Here is an 18379-nt window from a genome sequence, read left to right on the forward strand (position 1 = left end):
TGTTTTTAGTCAACCGTCATCTGCCGGTTTGCATCCTCAACTTCATCACGTTTTACGGAGCGGTCATGTCCTTACTCTCGTCCCTTTTCGGAACGAAAAACAACGAATCGTCAAGCGACACCGAAATCGCGCCGACGGCGCTCGGCCGGGGTGGACAGGAAACCCTGCAGATCGATTCCAGCATCGGAGATCCGACCAGCGCCCTGCATCAAGCCCAGGGCAACCGCCCGCTGATTCTGCGGCTGCCGATGATCAGCCGCATGATGCTGGCCCAGCAACAGCGCTTTTTCGGCGTGCTGCTCATCATCTCTCTGGTACTGCTCGGCCTGACCCTGATTGTGGTGCTGCGCGGAACGTCCGACTCGGCCCGGCAGCTCGAAGCCTCCGGCGCGGCGCTGACCCAGTCGCAGCGTCTGGCGCGTTCGATGAACGCGGCGCTGCTGGGCAATAAAGACGCTTTCGCCACCGTGCGTTCCAGCGCCGAGGCCCTGAAAGCGGAAGTCACCGTCCTGCAGCAAACCAGCGTGCCCGCCGGCGGTCAGTCGCTGCTCGACAAGGTTGGCCCGGAAACCGAGACCAGCGTGAAAAACGCCGACCTACTCGCCAAGCAGGAAGCTGTGCTGACGACGACCGCCCAGCAGCTCACCGACATCAACCGCCAGACCGATGCCCTGCTCGATAGCGCCCAGACGCTGACCTCGCTGCTGCTGCAGCAAAAAGCGTCGGCGAGCAATATCAACGCCGCCAGCCAGCTCACCATGCTGACCCAGCGCATCGACAAATCGGCCAACGCTTTTCTGTCGTTTCAAGGCGTGCGGCCCGAGGCTGTGTTCACCCTCGGCAAGGATCTGACCACTTTCAATGCGCTGAGCAAGGGACTGCTGGACGGCAATGCCGACCTGCAACTCACCGCCCTAGCCGATCCGCAATCGCGCCAGCAGTTGCAAAGCCTGATCCAGACCTACGCCAAGACCGAAGCCTCTGCTCGCACCCTGCTGGCCAACCTGCCCAGCCTGGCCTCGGCGCGTGAGGCGCAAAACGCGGTGCTCGCCTCATCCGGCCAGCTCTACGACAACCTCAATCAGCTGCAAAGCCTGTATTCCTCGCGCACCGGCGTGAGCTGGCCGGCGATTTTGTTCCTCGCCCTGCTGGGGCTGCTGGCCATCATCGCCGCCACCGACCTGATCTACATCATGCTCAACGAGGCGCGCCAACGTGCCACGCTGGTGGAACTGCAGCGTCGGCAAACCGAGCGTCAAGAGCTTGAAGCCCGGCGCACCAACGAGTCGAATCAGGCCGCTATTTTGCGGTTGATGAACGAACTGCAAACCGTGGCCGAGGGCGACCTCACCCAGCAGGCCACCGTGACCGAAGACATCACCGGCGCCATCGCCGACTCGGTGAACTACACCGTGGAAGAGCTGCGCACCCTGGTGGGACAGGTGCAGCAGACGGCCGACCAGGTGGGTGAAGGCGCCTCTCAGGCGCAAACCACTTCCGACCGCCTGATGCGCAGCGCCGACGAGCAGCTCAACAAAATTCGTGAAACCGGTCAGTCGGTGCTCGACATGGCGCAGCGCATCAACCAGGTGTCGGTTCAGGCGCAGCAATCGGCCGAGGTGGCGAACCAGTCGCTGCAGGCCGCCGAGCAGGGGCAGCGCGCTGTGCGCAACTCCATCGACGGCATGAACAGCATCCGCGAGCAGATTCAAGACACCTCCAAGCGCATCAAGCGGCTGGGTGAATCGTCGCAGGAGATCGGCGAAATCACCGAGCTGATTTCCGACATTACCGAACAGACCAACGTGCTGGCCTTGAACGCTGCCATTCAGGCCGCGTCAGCGGGTGAAGCAGGTCGCGGCTTCTCAGTGGTGGCCGAGGAAGTGCAGCGCCTGGCCGAGCGCTCGGCCGAGTCGGCCAAGCAGATTGCCGCGCTGGTGCGCACCATTCAGACCGACACCCAAGACGCCGTGGCCGCCATGGAAAAGAGCACCCAAGGCGTGGTCGAAGGGGCCAAGCTGGCCGATAACGCCGGCGCCGCGCTGGCCCAGATCGACGCGGTGTCGCGCCAGCTTGCCGAGCTGATCACCCGGATTTCGCAACAGACCCAGGTCGAAGCCAGTTCTGCCAATAAGGTGGCCGACAACATCCAGACCATTTTCACCGTGACCGAGCAGACCTCCGAAGGCACGCGCTCCACCGCCTCGCTGGTGCGCGACCTCGCGCGTGTCGCCGACGATCTGCGCCAGTCCGTCTCGCGGTTCAAGATCAACTGACCCGCCCTCCTCGTTTGCATTCCAACGTCCGTCCCTCGCGTTTTCCGGCATGAACACAGTCTCCGCTTCGAACCCCGCCGTGGCACCCGCCCCTGAGACGGACATGGGGCCTCTGGCCTGGCTGCTCGATCAGATCAGCGACAACCTCCAGTCCGCCCGCACCGCGCTCAAGCGCGCCGCCCAGCAGCAGGACGACGGCGTGCTCGGTTCGGTCCAGGCCGAAAAAACGGGTCTACGCACCGCTCGCACCCAGGTGCACCAGGCCGCAGGCGCCATCGAACTGCTGGGCTTTTTTGGCGCGGCGCGCCTGATGCAGGCCGCCGAGAACGCGCTCGATCAACTCATCGACCATCCGGAAAAACTCGACAACACCGCACTGCAGCGTTTCGAGGCCGGCTTCAACGCCCTGGTCGATTTTCTCGAATCCCAGCGGGCGGGCAAAAATGAACCGGCGCTCAAGCTGTATCCGCAGTACCGCGACCTGATGGAACTGGCGCAGGCCGAGCGCATCCACCCGGCCGACCTGTGGGACTACGACTGGACCTGGCCGGACGCTCCGCCCGTCACCGACGCCGCGGGCGCCCCTGCCCCCGCGCTGACGCCGGATGATCGCGCCCAGTTCGAAATGGGCTTGCTGCAGGTGCTGCGCGGTCAGCAGACCGCCTCCGCCATGCAGACGCTCGACGCCGTCGCGCGTCGGGCGCAGGCCAGCAGCGCGGGGCCGACGGCCAGCCTGTGGTGGCTCGCGCGCGGCTTGTTCGAAGCCATCGGCAGCGGCCTGCTCACGCCCGATCTCGACATCAAACGGCTGCTCAACCGCCTCAACCTGCAATTGCGCAGCCAGTTGCAAGGGCAAACCCCCGCCCCCCAAAGGCTGGGTCACGACCTCACCTTCTTTTGCGCCCAGTCGCTGCACGGCAATGGCGACGTCACCGCGCAGTCCCTTCCGGTGCTGCGAGCCATTGACAACCGGCTGCATCTCGCTGCCGCGCCGTTTGCCGATTACCACCAAAGCCATTTCGGCCTGATCGACCCCGCCCTGGTGCAGCAAGTCCGCAAGCGCGTGCAAACTCTGCGCGACGCCTGGAGCGCCCTGGCCGGTCACGCGCAGACGCATCTCGATCCCGCACGCATGGCTCGCCTGGTCGATCTCACCCAGGCGCTGGAACAACCTCTGCATGCGCTCACGCCGGGCAGCGAAGCGCTGCCGCAATCGCTCGCGGGCCTGTTCAAGAAAATCAGCGCGCGCAGCGACTTTCTCACCCTCGAGCGCGCGCTCGATGTCGCCACCGCCATTCTGTTTCTCGAAATCACCTTTGCCCACTTCCGTCCCGAAGAGCAGCGATTTCTGGAGCGCTCACAAATCCTCGCGCGGCGCCTCGACCAGAGCGCCAACGGCCAAACGCCAGACCCGCTGGCCGGCTGGATGGAAGACCTGTTCCGCCAGGCCTCCGAGTCGCAGACCATGGGCAGCGTGGTGCAAGAACTGCGCGCCGACATGAGCACCGTCGAGAAACTGCTCGACGCCTATTTCCGCGACCCGTCGCACAAGCCCGATCTGGCACAGGTGCCACGCCTACTGTCGCAGATGCGCGGCGTGTTCTCGGTGCTCGGCGTCGATGTCGCCAGCCAGGCGCTGAGCTACCTGCGCACCGAAATCGACAGCCTCGTGGCCGACGATGTGCCGACCGACAGCCAGCGCTTCGACGCCCTGGCCAGCAATATCGGCGTGCTCGGTTTTTTGGTCGACATGCTGTCCTACCAACCCGAGCTGGCCAAAACCCTGTTCGTGTTCGACAACGACAAAAAAGAGCTGCGCGCCGTCGTTCCCTCCACCCAGCGCACCGCGCCGCCCACCCTGCAGCAAGACGTCGAGCACGCGGCGCAGCAACTCAAGGACGACATCGCCCAGGGCCTGCCGCCCGAGCAGGCGCAGCAACGCCTGGCGCAGTTGCGCGCCGAAGCCGCCCTGGCCGGCGTACCCGATCTTCCGGCGCAGATGCTGAGCGTGCCCAGCGAAGGTGTGAGCGAACTGCCGAGTGAACCTCACACGCCCCAGGAAATAGACGCCGTCCCCGCGCAAGAGGCGTCCGCAACCCCGGCCGAGCCGACTGTCACGCCTGAATCCGCCCCTGAACCCGCTCAGGAGGCGACCCCGCCCGCCGAGCCCGAAGACGATGCCGAAGACGAACTGATCGACATCTTCCTGGAGGAAGCCCGGGAGGTCATCGCAAGCGGTCACGAACAACTGCAGCAGCTGCACGCCAACCTCGACGACGAAGGCGCGCTCACCAGCCTGCGTCGCGCTTTTCACACCCTCAAAGGCAGCTCGCGCATGGTTGGCCTGCGCGACTATGGCGAAGCCGCCTGGGCGCTCGAACAGGTGTTCAACCGCCAAATCGCCGATCAGCACCGGGCCTCGCCGCCCTTGCTCAACCTGGCCGCGCACGCGCTCACCGAGCTTGGCGAATGGACGGCAGCGATCCAGCAAGGCCAGGCCGAGGCCTTCAGCAGCGAGCCCCTGCGCCGTGCCGCCGAGGCCTATGCAGCAGGCGAATCCGCCGAGCCCGCGTTGCCCACCCTGCACGAGGCGCCCAGGGAACCCTCAATGGCCGCCGAACCCGCCGCCGTTGAAGCGGCGGAATCGCCCGGCGAACCAGCAGTGCCAGAACCAGCAGCGCCAGAACCGGAGGCCCTGCACGAACCCACCGACTTCAATGCCCTGTTCGAAGGCATCGACCTCGAACTTCCCCATCACACCTTCGCACCCGAGCCGATGCCTTCGGCCGAGATGTCCGCGGTCGAGGCGCCCCCGGCCGAGATGCCTTCAAGCGATGCGCCCGCTGTCGAACTGCCCCAGGTCGAAGAAGCCGACATGGCTGAATTCGAGGCGGCCGTCTCTGCGCAGCACGCTCCCCCGGCCGACACCGCCGCCGACACCGATATCGCACCAGCGCCGCCCGAAAATAGCGACGAAGGCGAACCCGGCTACCGCCAGATCGGCGAGTTGCGCATTCCCACCCCGCTCTACAACATTTACCTGGCCGAAGCCGACGAACTCTCGCGCCATCTGCACAGCGACATTCACGACTGGCTGACCGATCCCGCCCAGGCGCTCGGCGATGCGGCCGTCATTTCGGCGCACAAGCTCGCGGGCAGTTCAGCCACCGTCGGCCTGCGCAGTGTGGCCGATCTTGCCAGCCAGACCGAGCATGCGCTCGACGCCCTGCGCGACCTGCCCGCGCACGCCGCGCGCCCGGCCGATCTCGACGCCTTGGCACAGGCGGCCAGCGACATCAAACAACTGCTGCACCAGTTTGCCGCAGGCTTCCTCAAGCCCGTGCAAGCCGAGCTGCTCACCCGGCTCGAAGCCCTGCAGGAAGCTGCGCTGGCCCAGAATGCCCAGCCGAGCGCCGAGTCGGTAAGCGAGTTGACCCACACGGCCGAACCGGCTGTCCAGCCTGAACAAATCGCCGCTCCAGAGCTTGCGCCCGCAACGCTCGAGCCCGCCTCGGCCGAAGCCTCGCAGCCGCAGATCAGCGCAACCCAATCTGCCGCGTCTGCCGACCAGTTGGTCGACACCATCGATCCCGACCTGTTCCCAATTTTCGAGGAAGAGGCCAACGAACTGCTGCCCGCCCTGGCCGCCAGCCTGCGCCAGTGGGAACAGCATCCGCAAGACACCGCGCCAGCCGCTCAAGCCATGCGGGCGCTGCACACGCTCAAAGGCAGTGCGCGCATGGCCGGCGCCATGCAACTCGGCGACCTGGCGCACAGCCTCGAATCCGACATCGACACCCTGACGGCCAATGCGCCGGTCAGCGAGGCCGATCTGGCCGAGCTGCTGGGCCGTTTCGACCATCTCAACACCCGCTTCGACCGCCTGTGCAGCGCGGCGCAGCGCGGCGAAAGCCAGCTGGCCGACCTCCCGGTGGCCACGGTTTCCGAGGTGTTCACCCCAAGCGTCGAGCCCGACATCGCCACGCCGATCCAGCCTGCGATTGCCGTCACTACAGCTGCCACGCCTGCCGCGGCCGAGCCGGTCAACCGCGTCCTCGCGCCGCGTATCGCCGCACAGGCTGTGCGCGTGCGCGCCGGGCTGCTCGACCGTCTGGTCAATCAGGCGGGTGAAATCACCATTTCGCGCGCCCGGCTGGAAAACGAGTTCGGTGCCATCCGCGCTTCGGTGGGAGATCTGAGCGACAACCTCGACCGTCTGCGCCAGCAGGTGCGCGAAATCGAAATTCAGGCCGAGGCGCAGATGAGCGCGCAGGTGCAGGCCGCGCGCGACGAAAACCGCGATTTCGACCCGCTCGAATTCGACCGCTTCACCCGCGCGCAGGAACTCACACGCATGATGGCCGAGTCGGTCAACGACATCGCTATGGTGCAGGGCACGCTCAGCCGCCTGCTGCGCGAAGTCGACGACGACATGACCCGCCAGGCGCGCCAGACCCGCGAGCTGCAGCGCGACCTGCTGCGCACCCGCATGGTCGAGTTCGACAGCCTGTCCGAGCGGCTTTACCGCACCGTGCGTCAGGCGGCCAAAGACCTGAACAAAGCGGTGCGCCTGGAAATCATCGGCGGCGCCATCGAACTCGACCGCGGCGTGCTCGAGCGCGTTTCCAGCAGCTTCGACCACTTGCTGCGCAACGCCGTGGCGCACGGCATCGAGACTGCGGAAGAACGCAAGGCGGCGGGCAAGCCCGAAGTCGGCACCCTCACCCTGAGCCTGCGGCAAGACGGCAACGAAGTCGTCATCACCCTGGCCGACGACGGGCGCGGTCTCAACTATGCCGCCATCCGCGCCAAGGCCGAACGCCTCGGCCTGCTCGCCCCAGGGCAGAACGTCTCCGAGGCAGAACTGACGCAACTGGTCTTCCGCCCGAACTTCAGCAGCGCCGAGAGCACCACCGCAGTGGCTGGCCGCGGCGTGGGGCTCGACGTGGTGCGCACCGAAGTCAACGCCCTGGGCGGTCGCGTGCTGCTCGACAACCAGCCGGGCTCCGGCGCTCGCTTCACCCTGCTGCTGCCACTGACCACCGCTATCACCCATGTGGTCTTGCTGCGCACCGGCGCTGCCGTGTATGCCGTGCCCGCCAATCTGGTGGACATCGTGCTGCGCTTCAAGCCCGAGCAGATCGCCAGCGCCGCGCGCACCCAGAGCATCGAGTATGCCAACAATACCCTGCCCTTCTACTGGCTGGGCGCCTTGCTCGGGCAATCGGGCGGCAGCAGTGAGCCGTTCGGCAAGAGCGTGCCCGTGGTCGTGATTCGCAGCGCCACGCAGCGTGTGGCCATTCAGGTCGATGAAGTCGTGGGCAACCGCGAAGTGGTGGTGAAAAACCTGGGACCGCAGCTCTCGCGCGTGCCGGGTCTGGCCGGCATTTCCGTGCTGCCCAACGGAGACGCCGCGCTGATCTACAACCCGGTGGCGCTCGCCGCGGTTTATGGCGCTGATGCCTCGGCCCGCATGCAGGCTGTGCCGCTGACGCCCGTGGCCCCGAGTGCAGACGCCGCTCCCGCCGCTGTCTCCACCTCGGTTTCGACCTCCGAGCCCAGCGAGACGCCGATCGATGCGTCCGGGCTCACTCCCGGGCTGCCTCCCACGGGCGACGCGGCGCAGGCCGCGAAGAGCGGCAATCCGCTGATCATGGTGGTGGACGACTCCATCACCGTGCGCCGCGTCACGCAGCGCTTCCTGCAGCGCAACGGTTATCTGGTGCAACTCGCCAAAGACGGCCTCGACGCCCTAGAGCAATTGCAGCAGATCAGCACCCTGCCCAATGTGATTCTGCTCGACATCGAAATGCCGCGCATGGACGGCTTCGACCTCACCCGCAACATCCGCGCCGACTCACGGCTGCAGAAGCTGCCCATCATCATGATCACCTCGCGCATTGCCGACAAGCATCGCAACTACGCCGCGCAGCTTGGGGTGAATCACTATCTCGGCAAGCCCTATTCCGAGACCGAGCTGCTCGAACTGATTCGCACCTTTACCCAGTCAGCAGTGAATCACTGAGCCTTCACCACCGCGTAGCGCTCCAGCGTTTCGGCCCGCGCCAGATCGTGTCGCACGATCGGCGCGGGGTAAGTGCTGCCCAATCGCACCCCGGCCGCCTGCAGCAGCGCTGCGGGCGCCTTCCAAGGCGCGTGAATGTCCTTGGACGCAAGCTGCGCCAGCTCGGGCACATAGCGGCGGATGAAATCGCCGCCCGCATCGAATTTCTCGCTTTGTGCCACCGGGTTGAAAATGCGGAAATACGGCTGCGCATCGCAGCCGCTGCTCGCCGCCCACTGCCAGCCGCCGTTGTTCGCCGCCAGGTCGAAATCGTTGAGATGATCGGCAAAGTAGCGTTCGCCCCAGCGCCAGTCGATACCCAGGTCTTTGGTCAAAAAACTCGCCACCACCATGCGCAGGCGGTTGTGCATATAGCCGGTCTGGTTGATCTGGCGCATGGCCGCGTCCACCAGCGGATAGCCGGTGCGGCCCTCGCACCAGGCGGCGAACTGCGCCGGGTCGTTGCGCCACTGAATGCGGTCGTAAACCGGCTTGAAAGCCGCATTCACCACATGCGGATGGTGGAACAGAATCTGAAAATAAAAGTCGCGCCACACCAGCTCGGACAGCCAGACCCGGGCCCCCTCGCTGCCCGCCTGCTGCCGCGCCCAGGCCATCGCGACCAGCTCGCGCACCGAGACCGTGCCGAAGCGCAGATGCACCGAGAGATAGCTCGGCCCCTTGCGTGCCGGGTAGTCGCGCGCCTGGTCGTAGTCATCGATGCGACGGCTGAAGTCGTCCACCAGCGCCGCCGCGCCAGACGCGCCCAGCGGCAGTTTCAGCGCGTGCAAATTCGACGGCGCAAAACCCAGCTCGGACAAGGTAGGCAACGGTTGCCGCAGTGCCGCTGGCAGCGCAGCCAGCCGGGCGGAGGTCACTGCGCTATCGAGGGGCTGCTGCGGCTGTGCGGCGTACCGCGCCAGCCAGGCGGTGCGGTAGGGTGTAAAGACCGAGTACGGCTTGCCCTGCGCCGTCAACACCTCGTCGCGCTCGAAAATCATGTGCTCTTTGACGGTGCGCAGCGCCCGCCCGTCTTGCCGCAAGGCGCGCTCGACGGCTGCATCGCGCGCGAGGGCTGCGGGCTCATCGTCGCGCCCGCAGAACACCGCCTGCGCGCTCAACTCGGCAGCCAGCGCGGCAATCGCCTCGCGCGCGCTGGCGTGGCGCACGATCAGCGCGGCGCCGCGCTCGCGCAAAGCGGCGTCGATCTCCGCCACCGCAACCAGAATGAACTCCACCCGCCGATCCGCCTGCAGCCCGCGCTGCAGCAGCGGATCGAGAATGTCTCGGTCGAAAACAAACGCCATCGCCACCTTGTCGCAGGCGCGCAGGGCGGCGTGCAGCGCCGCGTTGTCGTGCAGTCGCAAATCGCGCCGCAGCCAGACCAGACCGAGCGGCAGTTTTTCCACGGCAGAGCTGGCGGGACGGTCGGCAATGGAAGTCAGCATGTGCAGAGGGTTCGAGAAAAAATGGAGATCAACCATAACCCAGCAGCACAAAATCTGCGGCCCGGCGCGATAAACTCCACCCCATGAACCCTCGCCCCGACGCCTCCAATCTGAGCAACCAGTTTTTGATCGCCATGCCGGGCATGGCCGACGAGAACTTTGCCGGTACCGTGGTGTATGTCTGCGAGCACTCCGCGCGCGGCGCGCTCGGCTTGATCATCAACCGCCCGTCGGACATTACCGTCAAGGAATTGTTCGAACGCGTTGGCCTCGACCACGCGGGACTGTACGCCTCGCAGCCTGTGCTGCAGGGCGGCCCGGTGCAGACCGAGCGCGGCTTCGTACTGCACGAAACCACCGATACGGCCTATGCCTCCAGCCTCGACATTCCCGGTGGCCTGCAAATGACCACCTCCAAGGACGTGCTCGAACACATGGCCGCGGGCGACGGGCCGACGCGCAGCCTCATCACCCTGGGCTACTCTGGCTGGAGCGCCGGGCAGCTCGAAGAAGAACTCGGCCAGAACGGCTGGCTTACCGTCGAGGCCGACCCCATCGTGTTGTTCGACACCCCGGTGGAGGCCCGCTTCAACGCGGCCATGGCGCTGCTGGGCTTCAACCCGGCCATGTTGTCGCAAACCGCAGGACATGCCTGAGGCCATGCAGCCCGCCGCGGGCCGTGAGATCACGGTTCTGGGTTTCGACTGGGGCGCCAAGCGCATCGGCACGGCGGTAGGCAACAGCCTCACCCGCAGCGCCACGGCGCTGCGCAGCCTGCGCGCCGATCGCAACGACCTCAAGTTCGACGCCATCGCCGTGCTCATTCGCGAGTGGCAGCCGCAGCAGCTCGTGGTCGGTCTGCCCTTGCACCCCGACGGCGCCGCGCACGACAATACCGCCCACGCCCAGCGCTTCGCCCGCCAGCTTGAAGGCCGATTCCGGCTGCCGGTGGCGCTGGTCGATGAACGCTACACCTCGGTCGCCGCCGAAGACGACGGCGCCAAAGATGTGGACAGCGCCGCCGCCCAGCTCATCGTCGAACAATACCTGCAGCAACGCTGACCATGCCTTCCTCTCCTGCTTCCCCAATCGCCGCCCCTCCAGACGCCGAGGGGCTCTACGCCCAATTGCTCGCGCAGGTTCGCAGCGCTGTCGCAGCACAGGCCGAGCCGCCCTTGCTCATCGGCATCTATTCCGGCGGCGCCTGGCTGGCGCAGCGGCTGCACGCCGACCTGCAACTGGCGCAGCCCTACGGCGTGGTGTCTTCGACCTTTCACCGCGACGACTTCGCCACCCGCGGTCTGCACCCCAGCGCCAATCGCACCGCGCTGCCCGTGCCCATCGCCGATCAGGCCGTGCTGCTGATCGACGACGTGCTGCACACCGGCCGCACCATCCGCGCCGCGATGAACGAGCTGTTCGATTTCGGCCGTCCGGCGCGCATCGACCTGGCGGTGCTGGTCGATCGCGGCGGCCGCGAGCTGCCCATCTGCCCGCAAATCGCCGCCAGCACCCTCCTCGATCTGCCCGACGAGGTCTCGCTGGCGCTGCTGCGCGATGAGGACGTGTTGGAGGGCATCCGCTTCCGTTTCGATCTGGTGAACAAGTAAATGAAGTCGGCCATGACCCGCGCCCACAACCCCCAACTCAACAAAAACGGCGAGCTGCGCCACCTGCTCACCCCCGAAGGCTTGCCGCGCGACGTGCTCACGCACATCCTCGACACCGCGCAGGGCTTTGTCAGCTTCGGCAGCCGCGAAGTGAAAAAAGTGCCGCTGCTGCGCGGCAAGAGCGTGTTCAACCTGTTCTTCGAAAACAGCACCCGCACCCGCACCACCTTCGAGATCGCGGCGCAACGCCTGTCGGCCGACGTGTTCAATCTGGACATCCAGCGCTCCAGCACGAGCAAGGGCGAGAGCCTGCTCGACACCATCGCCAACCTCGAAGCGATGGATGCCGATGTGTTCGTCGTGCGCCATTCCGACAGCGGCGCGCCCTTTCTCATCGCCCAGCACACGCCCCCGCATGTGCACATCGTCAACGCCGGCGATGGCCGTCATGCCCACCCCACCCAGGGCCTGCTGGACATGTACACCATCCGTCATTTCAAGGGCGACTTCAGCAACCTCACCGTGGCCATCGTCGGCGACATCGTGCATTCGCGCGTGGCGCGCTCGGCCATTCACGCGCTCACCACGCTGGGCGCCGCCGAGGTGCGCGCCGTCGGCCCCAAGACCCTGGCGCCCGACAATCTGCGCGACATGGGCGTGCGCGTCTGCCACGACATGGCCGAGGGCATCCGCGGCGCCGACGTCATCATGATGCTGCGCTTGCAGAACGAGCGCATGTCGGGCGCACTGCTGCCGTCCGCGCATGAATTCAACATGACCTATGGCCTCACGCCCGAGCGCCTGGCACTGGCCAAGCCCGATGTCATCGTCATGCATCCCGGCCCCATCAATCGCGGCGTCGAGATCGACAGCAGCGTGGCTGATGGGCCACGCAGCGTCATCCTCGACCAAGTGCGCTTCGGCATCGCTGTGCGCATGGCCGTGCTGTCCATCGTCGCCTCCACCGAAAGCCCCGCATGAGCACCACGCAACTTCTGATCCGCGGCGGCCGCCTCATCGACCCGCTACGTGGGCTCGATACCGAGGGCGATATCGCCATCTCCGGCGAGCGCATCGTCGCCGTGGGCAAAGCGCCCGAAGGCTTCACCCCCGAGCAGACGCTCGACGCGCGCGGTCTGCTCGTCCTGCCCGGTCTCATCGACCTGTGCGCCCGCCTGGGCGAGCCCGGCTATGAGCACGAGGGCATGCTGGAAACCGAACTGCGCGCGGCGCTGGCCGGCGGCGTCACCCGCGTGGTGTGCTCGCCCGACACCGACCCCGTGCTCGACGAACCCAGCCTGGTGGAAATGCTGCGCTGGCGCGCCCGGCGCATCAAAAGCGCCCGCGTCTATCCGCTGGGTGCGCTCACCAAAGGCCTCAAAGGCGAGAGCTTGAGCGAAATGGCCGAACTCACCCGGGCGAGCTGCATCGGCTTCTCCCAAGCCGACACGCCGATGACCGACACCAAGGTGCTCTATAGCGCCATGCAATACGCCAGCACTTTCGGCTACAAGGTCTGGCTGCGTGCGCAGGACGCCTCGCTCAGCCGCGGCGGCATCGCCGCCAGCGGCGCCTACGCCCAGCGCCTGGGCCTGAGCGGGGTGCCCGCCATGGCCGAAACCGTGGCACTGCACACCTTGTTCGAGCTGATGCGCGCCACCGGCTGCGCGGTGCATGTGAGCAAGCTCTCCAGCGCCGCAGGCGTTGCGCTGGTCCGCCAGGCCAAGGCCGAAGGGCTGCCGCTGACCTGCGACGTGTCGATCAACAACCTCATGCTCACCGATCTGGACATCGGCTACTTCGACGCCCGCGCCCGGCTCGACCCGCCGCTGCGCCAGAGCCGAGACCGCGACGCCCTGCGCGTCGCCTTGGCCGACGGCACCATCGACGCGCTGTGCTCCGACCACACCCCCATCAGCGCCGACGACAAGACCCAGACCTTCGCCGACGCTGCGCCCGGCGCCACCGGGCTGGAGTTGCTGCTGTCCACCGCACTGCAATTCGCCGCCGACAGCGGCCTGCCGCTGGTCAAGGCGCTGGACTGTGTGGGCCACCGCGCCGCGCAGGCCGCCGGTCTGCCCCCGGCCACGCTGGAAGCCGGCGCGGCGGCCGAGCTCATCCTCGTCGATCCGCAGGCCCGCTGGCGCGCCCTGCCTGACGCCCTGCAAAGCCAGAGCCGCCACACTCCTCTGGCCGAGCAGGAACTACCTGGCCGCACCCGGCACGCCGTGATCGACGGCCGCGTGGTGTGGAGCGCGCAGCCCGTCGCCACTCCTGCATGAACCCGGCGCCGCAGCCCGCCGAAAACCCTCCGGCGCTGCTCTGCGAGCCGCCCGCCCAAACCCCCGCGCCGGTGTTGCGCCGCGTCAGCGCGCCGCTGCGTTTCGCCACCCGGCTGACCCGGCTCAGCGCCCACGCCCTACGCGGCCAGCGCATCGTGCGTCAACTGTTTCCCCAGCTCGACGCGGCTGGAAAACAGCAACAGATCCGCGACTGGTCGGCCGAGCTGCTGCGGCTCAGCGGCATTGCGCTACAGGTCAACGGCGCGCCGCAGCAAACCCCGTCTTTAGTTGCCGCCAACCATGTGTCGTGGATCGACATCTTCGCCATCAACGCCGTGCAGCCCGTGCGCTTCGTCTCCAAGTCGGAGGCGGCAGGGTGGCCCCTCATCGGCCCGCTGGTGCGCGGCGTGGGCACGCTGTTCATCGAGCGCGAGCGCGCGCAAGACGTGGTGCGCGTGATCCACCAGATGGCGCAATGCCTGCAAGACGGCGACCATGTCGGCGTGTTTCCCGAAGGCACCACCAGCTACGGCCACGATCTGCTGCCGTTTCATGCCAATCTGTTCCAGGCCGCCTGCTCATCAGACTGCCCCGCCGCGGTGCAACCCGTGCTGCTGTTCTACGCCGACCAGCGCAGCGGCCGCTTCAGCCGTGCCGCCTCGTATGTGGGCGACGAAACCATGGTCGGCAGCCTGTGGCGCATGAGCGCCGCCGCCCCCCTGCGCGTGGAAGTCAACTACCTGCCCCCGCTGCGCGCGCCCAGCCGCCGCGCCCTGGCCCAGCAGACCCGCGAGGCCATCGCCGAGCACCTCCACCAGCGCTTGCGCGATAGCCGCTGAACCCTGCGCGCCTACAATTCGGGCGCACACCTCGCCGTAGTTCAATGGATAGAACAGCTGCCTCCTAAGCGGCAAATACAGGTTCGATTCCTGTCGGCGGGACCAATTTGGCTGCCCATAAAAAGAAGAACCAATGCATACCCCGCTCGACGACGACGTGTATCGTCTATGGGACGACTTGGCCGACCACGGCACGCAGGATATGCAGGCAGCGTTGGCACTCTGTCTGAGAACCCTGTGCGATTGGACTGGCTCACAAAACGGGTACTGGATGGGCCTTGTGCGCCTTCCCCACAAGGCCCAGCGCCCTGATTTGCTCAAGGGGTGGCGAATTGGCGCATCTGTGGAAATGCTGCGCACCGAATTCACAACCCCAGAGCGTATCCAGCACGGCACGCCGATCATGCAGACGCCAACTGCCGACGCAGCCGCGCAAATGATTGTCGCCACCTCTGGAACGTTTCGCAGCTTCAGCATGTGCACCGGGATGTTCGACCCGACGGCGCATGAGCAGACCCAGCACTACTCCTTTTCGATCACCAGCCCAACATTTCCACCCGGACGTGGATCGTCTCGCCAGTCAATGCCCACGCTGAGTCGGCATTCATGTTCGACACCTGTATCAACGGAAAAATTTTTGACGCAGCCCTCATGCAGCGGGCCGTAGAGGCGCTGCGCGGTATCAAGTGGTTCCATTGGCAGTTGCTCTGCGGGCATGGTCTTGGCTTGTGCGCCGAACCCCTGTCCCCTGCCGAACAGCGACTGGTTCCGGAGTTGCTCAATGGCGACCGTGAGAAGGTCATCGCCAACCACCTCGGCCTGACCGAAGCGACACTGCACCAATATGCGACGAGCATCTATCGCAAGTTCGGCGTGCATGGACGTACCGAATTCATGTCACTCTGGCTACGAGGAGCCGCTTTGACCCCGCATTCGCGGCGGATCACTACTGATCAGTAGGTGTTTTTGTACGCGCACGCGGCCTAAGTTGAAAACCAATGGAACAGCAATTGGCTGTTCCAGAGGATCCCAGAAATCTAATCACCTAAGGAGAACGTCATGTCCAGACTACTTTTGATTGCCGCTATTTTTGCCGTGCCACTTCTGCTTAGCGCATGCGGCACGCCACTGCTCATGTGATGCCAGCTCACGCGCCTGGGAGACCATTTTTCAAGTGGCCATCCCAGGGCGAGCAAAGCCGGGATCAGATCAGCAGCTTGGTCATCTTCAGGTGCCCGCAATAGGCGGCACGTCGAATTGCACGTCGCCGCATTGCGCGCGGTGGCGCAGGGCGTGGTCGATGAGGACGATGGCCACCAGCGCTTCGGCGATGGGCGCGGCGCGGATGCCCACGCAGGGATCGTGCCGACCATGCGTTTCCACCGTGGTGGGCGCGTTGTGCAGGTCCACGGACTGCCGCGGCAGGCGGATGCTCGATGTGGGTTTGATGGCGATGGAGGCCACCACGTCCTGCCCGGTGCTGATGCCGCCGAGCACGCCGCCGGCGTTGTTCGAGGTGAAGCCCTGCGGGGTGAGTTCGTCGCCATGCTGCGTGCCTTTTTGCGCCACGCTGGCAAAGCCCGCGCCGATCTCCACGCCCTTCACCGCGTTCAGCCCCATGAGCGCGTGGGCGATGTCGGCGTCGAGTTTGTCGTACAGCGGCTCGCCCCAGCCTGCGGGCACGCCGCTGGCGGCAACCATGATGCGCGCGCCGACCGAGTCGCCCGATTTGCGCAGCGCGTCCATATACGCCTCCAGCTCGGGCACGATGTCGGCGTTGGGCGAGAAGAACGGGTTCTGATGCACCGCATCCCAGGTCTGAAAAGGGATGGGCACTTCGCCGAGCTGGGTCATGCAGGCGCGAACCGTCACGCCGTACTGCGCGGCCAGCCACTTCTTGGCCACCGCACCGGCGGCGACGATGGGCGCGGTGAGCCGGGCCGATGAGCGACCGCCGCCGCGCGGATCGCGCAGGCCGTATTTGCGCCAATAGGTGTAGTCGGCATGGCCGGGACGGAAGGTGTTCAGGATGTTGCCGTAGTCCTTGCTGCGCTGGTCGGTGTTGCGGATGAGCAGGGCGATGGGCGTGCCGGTGGTCTTGCCCTCGAACACGCCGGAGAGGATTTCCACCTGATCGGCTTCCTGCCGCTGCGTCACATGGCGGCTGGTGCCCGGACGGCGGCGGTCGAGATCGGGCTGGATGTCGGCCTCGCTCAACGCCATGCCGGGCGGGCAGCCGTCGATGACACAACCGATGGCCGGGCCGTGGGATTCGCCGAAGGTGGTGACTGCAAACAGCAGGCCGAGGGTGTTGCCGGACATGGGAGGACTTTCAGGGTTGAGGGGGAAGGTCGCGCGCTTGCAAGGCGTCGAGCAGCTTGTCGTGCACCCCGCCAAAGCCGCCGTTGCTCATCACCAGCACGCGGTCGCCGGGGCGGGCGGCTGCGGCCACGGCGGCCACCAGCGCGCCGAGATCGTCGAACGCCTGCGCCTTGTCGCCCAGCGGCTGCAGCGCTTCGGCGAGGTTCCAGCCCAAGCCGCCGGCGTAGCCAAAGCTCAGGTCGGCGCCCGACAGGGCGCCAGGCAGCAGCGCCTTCATCGCGCCGAGTTTCATGGTGTTGGAACGCGGCTCGAACACCGCCAGAATGCGGCCTGAAGCGGCATGGGAATCGGCTTGCATGCGATGCCGCAGCCCGGCGATCGTGGTGGCGATGGCCGTGGGGTGGTGGGCGAAGTCGTCGATGACCTGCACGCCGCCCGCGGTGCCGCGCAGTTCCATACGGCGCTTCACGCCCTGAAAGCTGCACAGCGCGGCGCAGGCTTCGTCGGCGAACACCCCGGCGTGCTGGGCCGCGGCAATGGCGGCCAGGGCATTGCTGCGGTTGTGCGCGCCGGTTTGGTTCCAGCGCACTTCGCCCATGCGTTTGCCGCGCAGCCGCACCTCGAACTGCTGCTCGCCGCCCTGCGCGCTCCAGCCGTTCTCATCGTCGTCGAAGCGCACCACTTCGCTCCAGCAGCCGCGCGCGAGCACGCGCTGCAAGGCGTCCGAGCGGGCGTTGACCACGAGCTGCCCGCTGCACGGCACGGTGCGCACCAGATGGTGGAACTGGGTTTCGATGGCGGCGAGATCGGGGAAGATGTCGGCGTGGTCGAACTCCAGGTTGTTGAGCACGGCGGTGCGCGGGCGGTAATGCACGAACTTGGAGCGTTTGTCGAAAAAGGCGGTGTCGTATTCGTCGGCTTCGATGACGAAAAAGCCTCCCCCTCCCAGCCTCCCCCACGTTGTGGAGGAGGAGCTTTCCCCCTCCCCGCGCGGGGAAGAAGCGAGATCGCTCCGTCCCTGCTCGCGGGGAGGGTTGGGGTGGGGAGTCTTGTCGCCCCCCAAACGCGCCGAGGCCCCAAAGTCCAGCGGCACGCCGCCGATGAGAAAACCGGGCTTCAGCCCGGCAACGTCGAGAATGTGCGCCAGCATCGAGGTGGTGGTGGTCTTGCCGTGCGTACCGGCGATCGCCAGCGTCCAGCGGCCCTGCAGCACATGCTCGGCCAGCCACTGCGGCCCGCTGATGTAAGGCTGCCCGGCATCGAGAATCGCCTCCATCAAGGCATTGCCGCGCGACACCACATTGCCGATGACCCACAGATCGGGCCTGAGCGCGAGTTGGTCGGCGCCGTAGCCCTCGACCAGTTCGATGCCCAACTGCTGCAACTGCGTGCTCATGGGCGGATAGACCTGCGCGTCGCAGCCGGTCACGCGGTGCCCGGACTCCTTCGCCAGCGCCGCCAGGCCGCCCATGAAGGTACCGCAAATGCCAAGAATATGAATATGCATGGCGGCAGATTCTAGGAGCCGCCGTCCGCAC

12 protein-coding genes and 1 tRNA gene are annotated in these 18379 nt (G+C 66.3%); 10 read left to right on the forward strand and 3 right to left on the reverse strand.

The window, feature by feature from the left end; translation table 11 throughout:
• The first annotated feature begins 65 nt into the window (after positions 1–65).
• Together B3H47_RS03385 and B3H47_RS03390 are read left to right on the forward strand one after the other, a co-directional pair.
• Positions 66–2276 carry a methyl-accepting chemotaxis protein gene (locus tag B3H47_RS03385; protein WP_286986023.1) on the forward strand — a complete coding sequence of 737 codons (2211 nt, stop codon included), beginning with the start codon at positions 66–68 and terminating at the stop codon, positions 2274–2276.
• A gap of 103 nt (positions 2277–2379) precedes the next feature.
• Entirely contained in the window at positions 2380–8301 is a 5922-nt protein-coding gene (locus tag B3H47_RS03390; protein ID WP_286986025.1) for an Hpt domain-containing protein, read from the forward strand.
• Here B3H47_RS03390 and B3H47_RS03395 read toward each other — a convergent pair.
• Positions 8295–9788 carry a cryptochrome/photolyase family protein gene (locus B3H47_RS03395; protein WP_286986026.1) on the reverse strand — a complete coding sequence of 498 codons (1494 nt, stop codon included), beginning with the start codon at positions 9786–9788 and terminating at the stop codon, positions 8295–8297. The two genes, B3H47_RS03390 and B3H47_RS03395, sit on opposite strands and share 7 nt — an antisense overlap.
• 83 nt (positions 9789–9871) lie before the next feature.
• Between B3H47_RS03395 and B3H47_RS03400 the strand changes: the two genes are divergently transcribed.
• From B3H47_RS03400 to B3H47_RS03435, 8 genes are all read left to right on the forward strand, one after another.
• Entirely contained in the window at positions 9872–10444 is a 573-nt protein-coding gene (locus B3H47_RS03400) for a YqgE/AlgH family protein (RefSeq protein WP_013106825.1), read from the forward strand.
• Positions 10437–10850 (forward strand): Holliday junction resolvase RuvX, encoded by a 414-nt coding sequence (gene ruvX / locus B3H47_RS03405; RefSeq protein WP_286986028.1) that lies wholly within the window; start codon positions 10437–10439, stop codon positions 10848–10850. The genes B3H47_RS03400 and ruvX overlap by 8 nt, the downstream gene beginning before the upstream one ends.
• Before the next feature lie 2 nt (positions 10851–10852).
• Positions 10853–11398: a bifunctional pyr operon transcriptional regulator/uracil phosphoribosyltransferase PyrR gene (gene pyrR, locus B3H47_RS03410; protein WP_286986030.1), complete on the forward strand. Its 546-nt coding sequence runs from the start codon at positions 10853–10855 to the stop codon at positions 11396–11398.
• A 12-nt stretch (positions 11399–11410) separates the two neighbouring features.
• Positions 11411–12379 (forward strand): aspartate carbamoyltransferase catalytic subunit, encoded by a 969-nt coding sequence (locus B3H47_RS03415; protein ID WP_276732666.1) that lies wholly within the window; start codon positions 11411–11413, stop codon positions 12377–12379.
• Positions 12376–13680, forward strand: coding sequence for a dihydroorotase (locus tag B3H47_RS03420; protein WP_286986031.1), 1305 nt, complete (start codon positions 12376–12378; stop codon positions 13678–13680). The genes B3H47_RS03415 and B3H47_RS03420 overlap by 4 nt, the downstream gene beginning before the upstream one ends.
• Positions 13677–14519: a lysophospholipid acyltransferase family protein gene (locus B3H47_RS03425; protein ID WP_286986033.1), complete on the forward strand. Its 843-nt coding sequence runs from the start codon at positions 13677–13679 to the stop codon at positions 14517–14519. Before B3H47_RS03420 ends, B3H47_RS03425 begins: the two co-directional genes overlap by 4 nt.
• 30 nt (positions 14520–14549) lie before the next feature.
• Positions 14550–14624, forward strand: a tRNA-Arg gene (locus B3H47_RS03430).
• Positions 14625–15125: 501 nt separating this feature from the next.
• Positions 15126–15479: a helix-turn-helix transcriptional regulator gene (locus B3H47_RS03435; RefSeq protein ID WP_286986034.1), complete on the forward strand. Its 354-nt coding sequence runs from the start codon at positions 15126–15128 to the stop codon at positions 15477–15479.
• A gap of 267 nt (positions 15480–15746) precedes the next feature.
• Here the strand turns inward: B3H47_RS03435 and aroC are convergent, their stop codons facing one another.
• Together aroC and mpl are read right to left on the reverse strand one after the other, a co-directional pair.
• Positions 15747–16841, reverse strand: a complete 1095-nt coding sequence (gene aroC, locus B3H47_RS03440; RefSeq protein ID WP_286986036.1) for a chorismate synthase — start codon at positions 16839–16841, stop codon at positions 15747–15749.
• Between the two features lie 10 nt (positions 16842–16851).
• Positions 16852–18348: a UDP-N-acetylmuramate:L-alanyl-gamma-D-glutamyl-meso-diaminopimelate ligase gene (mpl, locus tag B3H47_RS03445; protein WP_286986038.1), complete on the reverse strand. Its 1497-nt coding sequence runs from the start codon at positions 18346–18348 to the stop codon at positions 16852–16854.
• Positions 18349–18379 lie beyond the last annotated feature (31 nt).

The organism is Thiomonas sp. UBA7699, assembly GCF_002482605.1.
Taxonomy (GTDB): domain Bacteria; phylum Pseudomonadota; class Gammaproteobacteria; order Burkholderiales; family Burkholderiaceae_C; genus Thiomonas; species Thiomonas arsenitoxydans.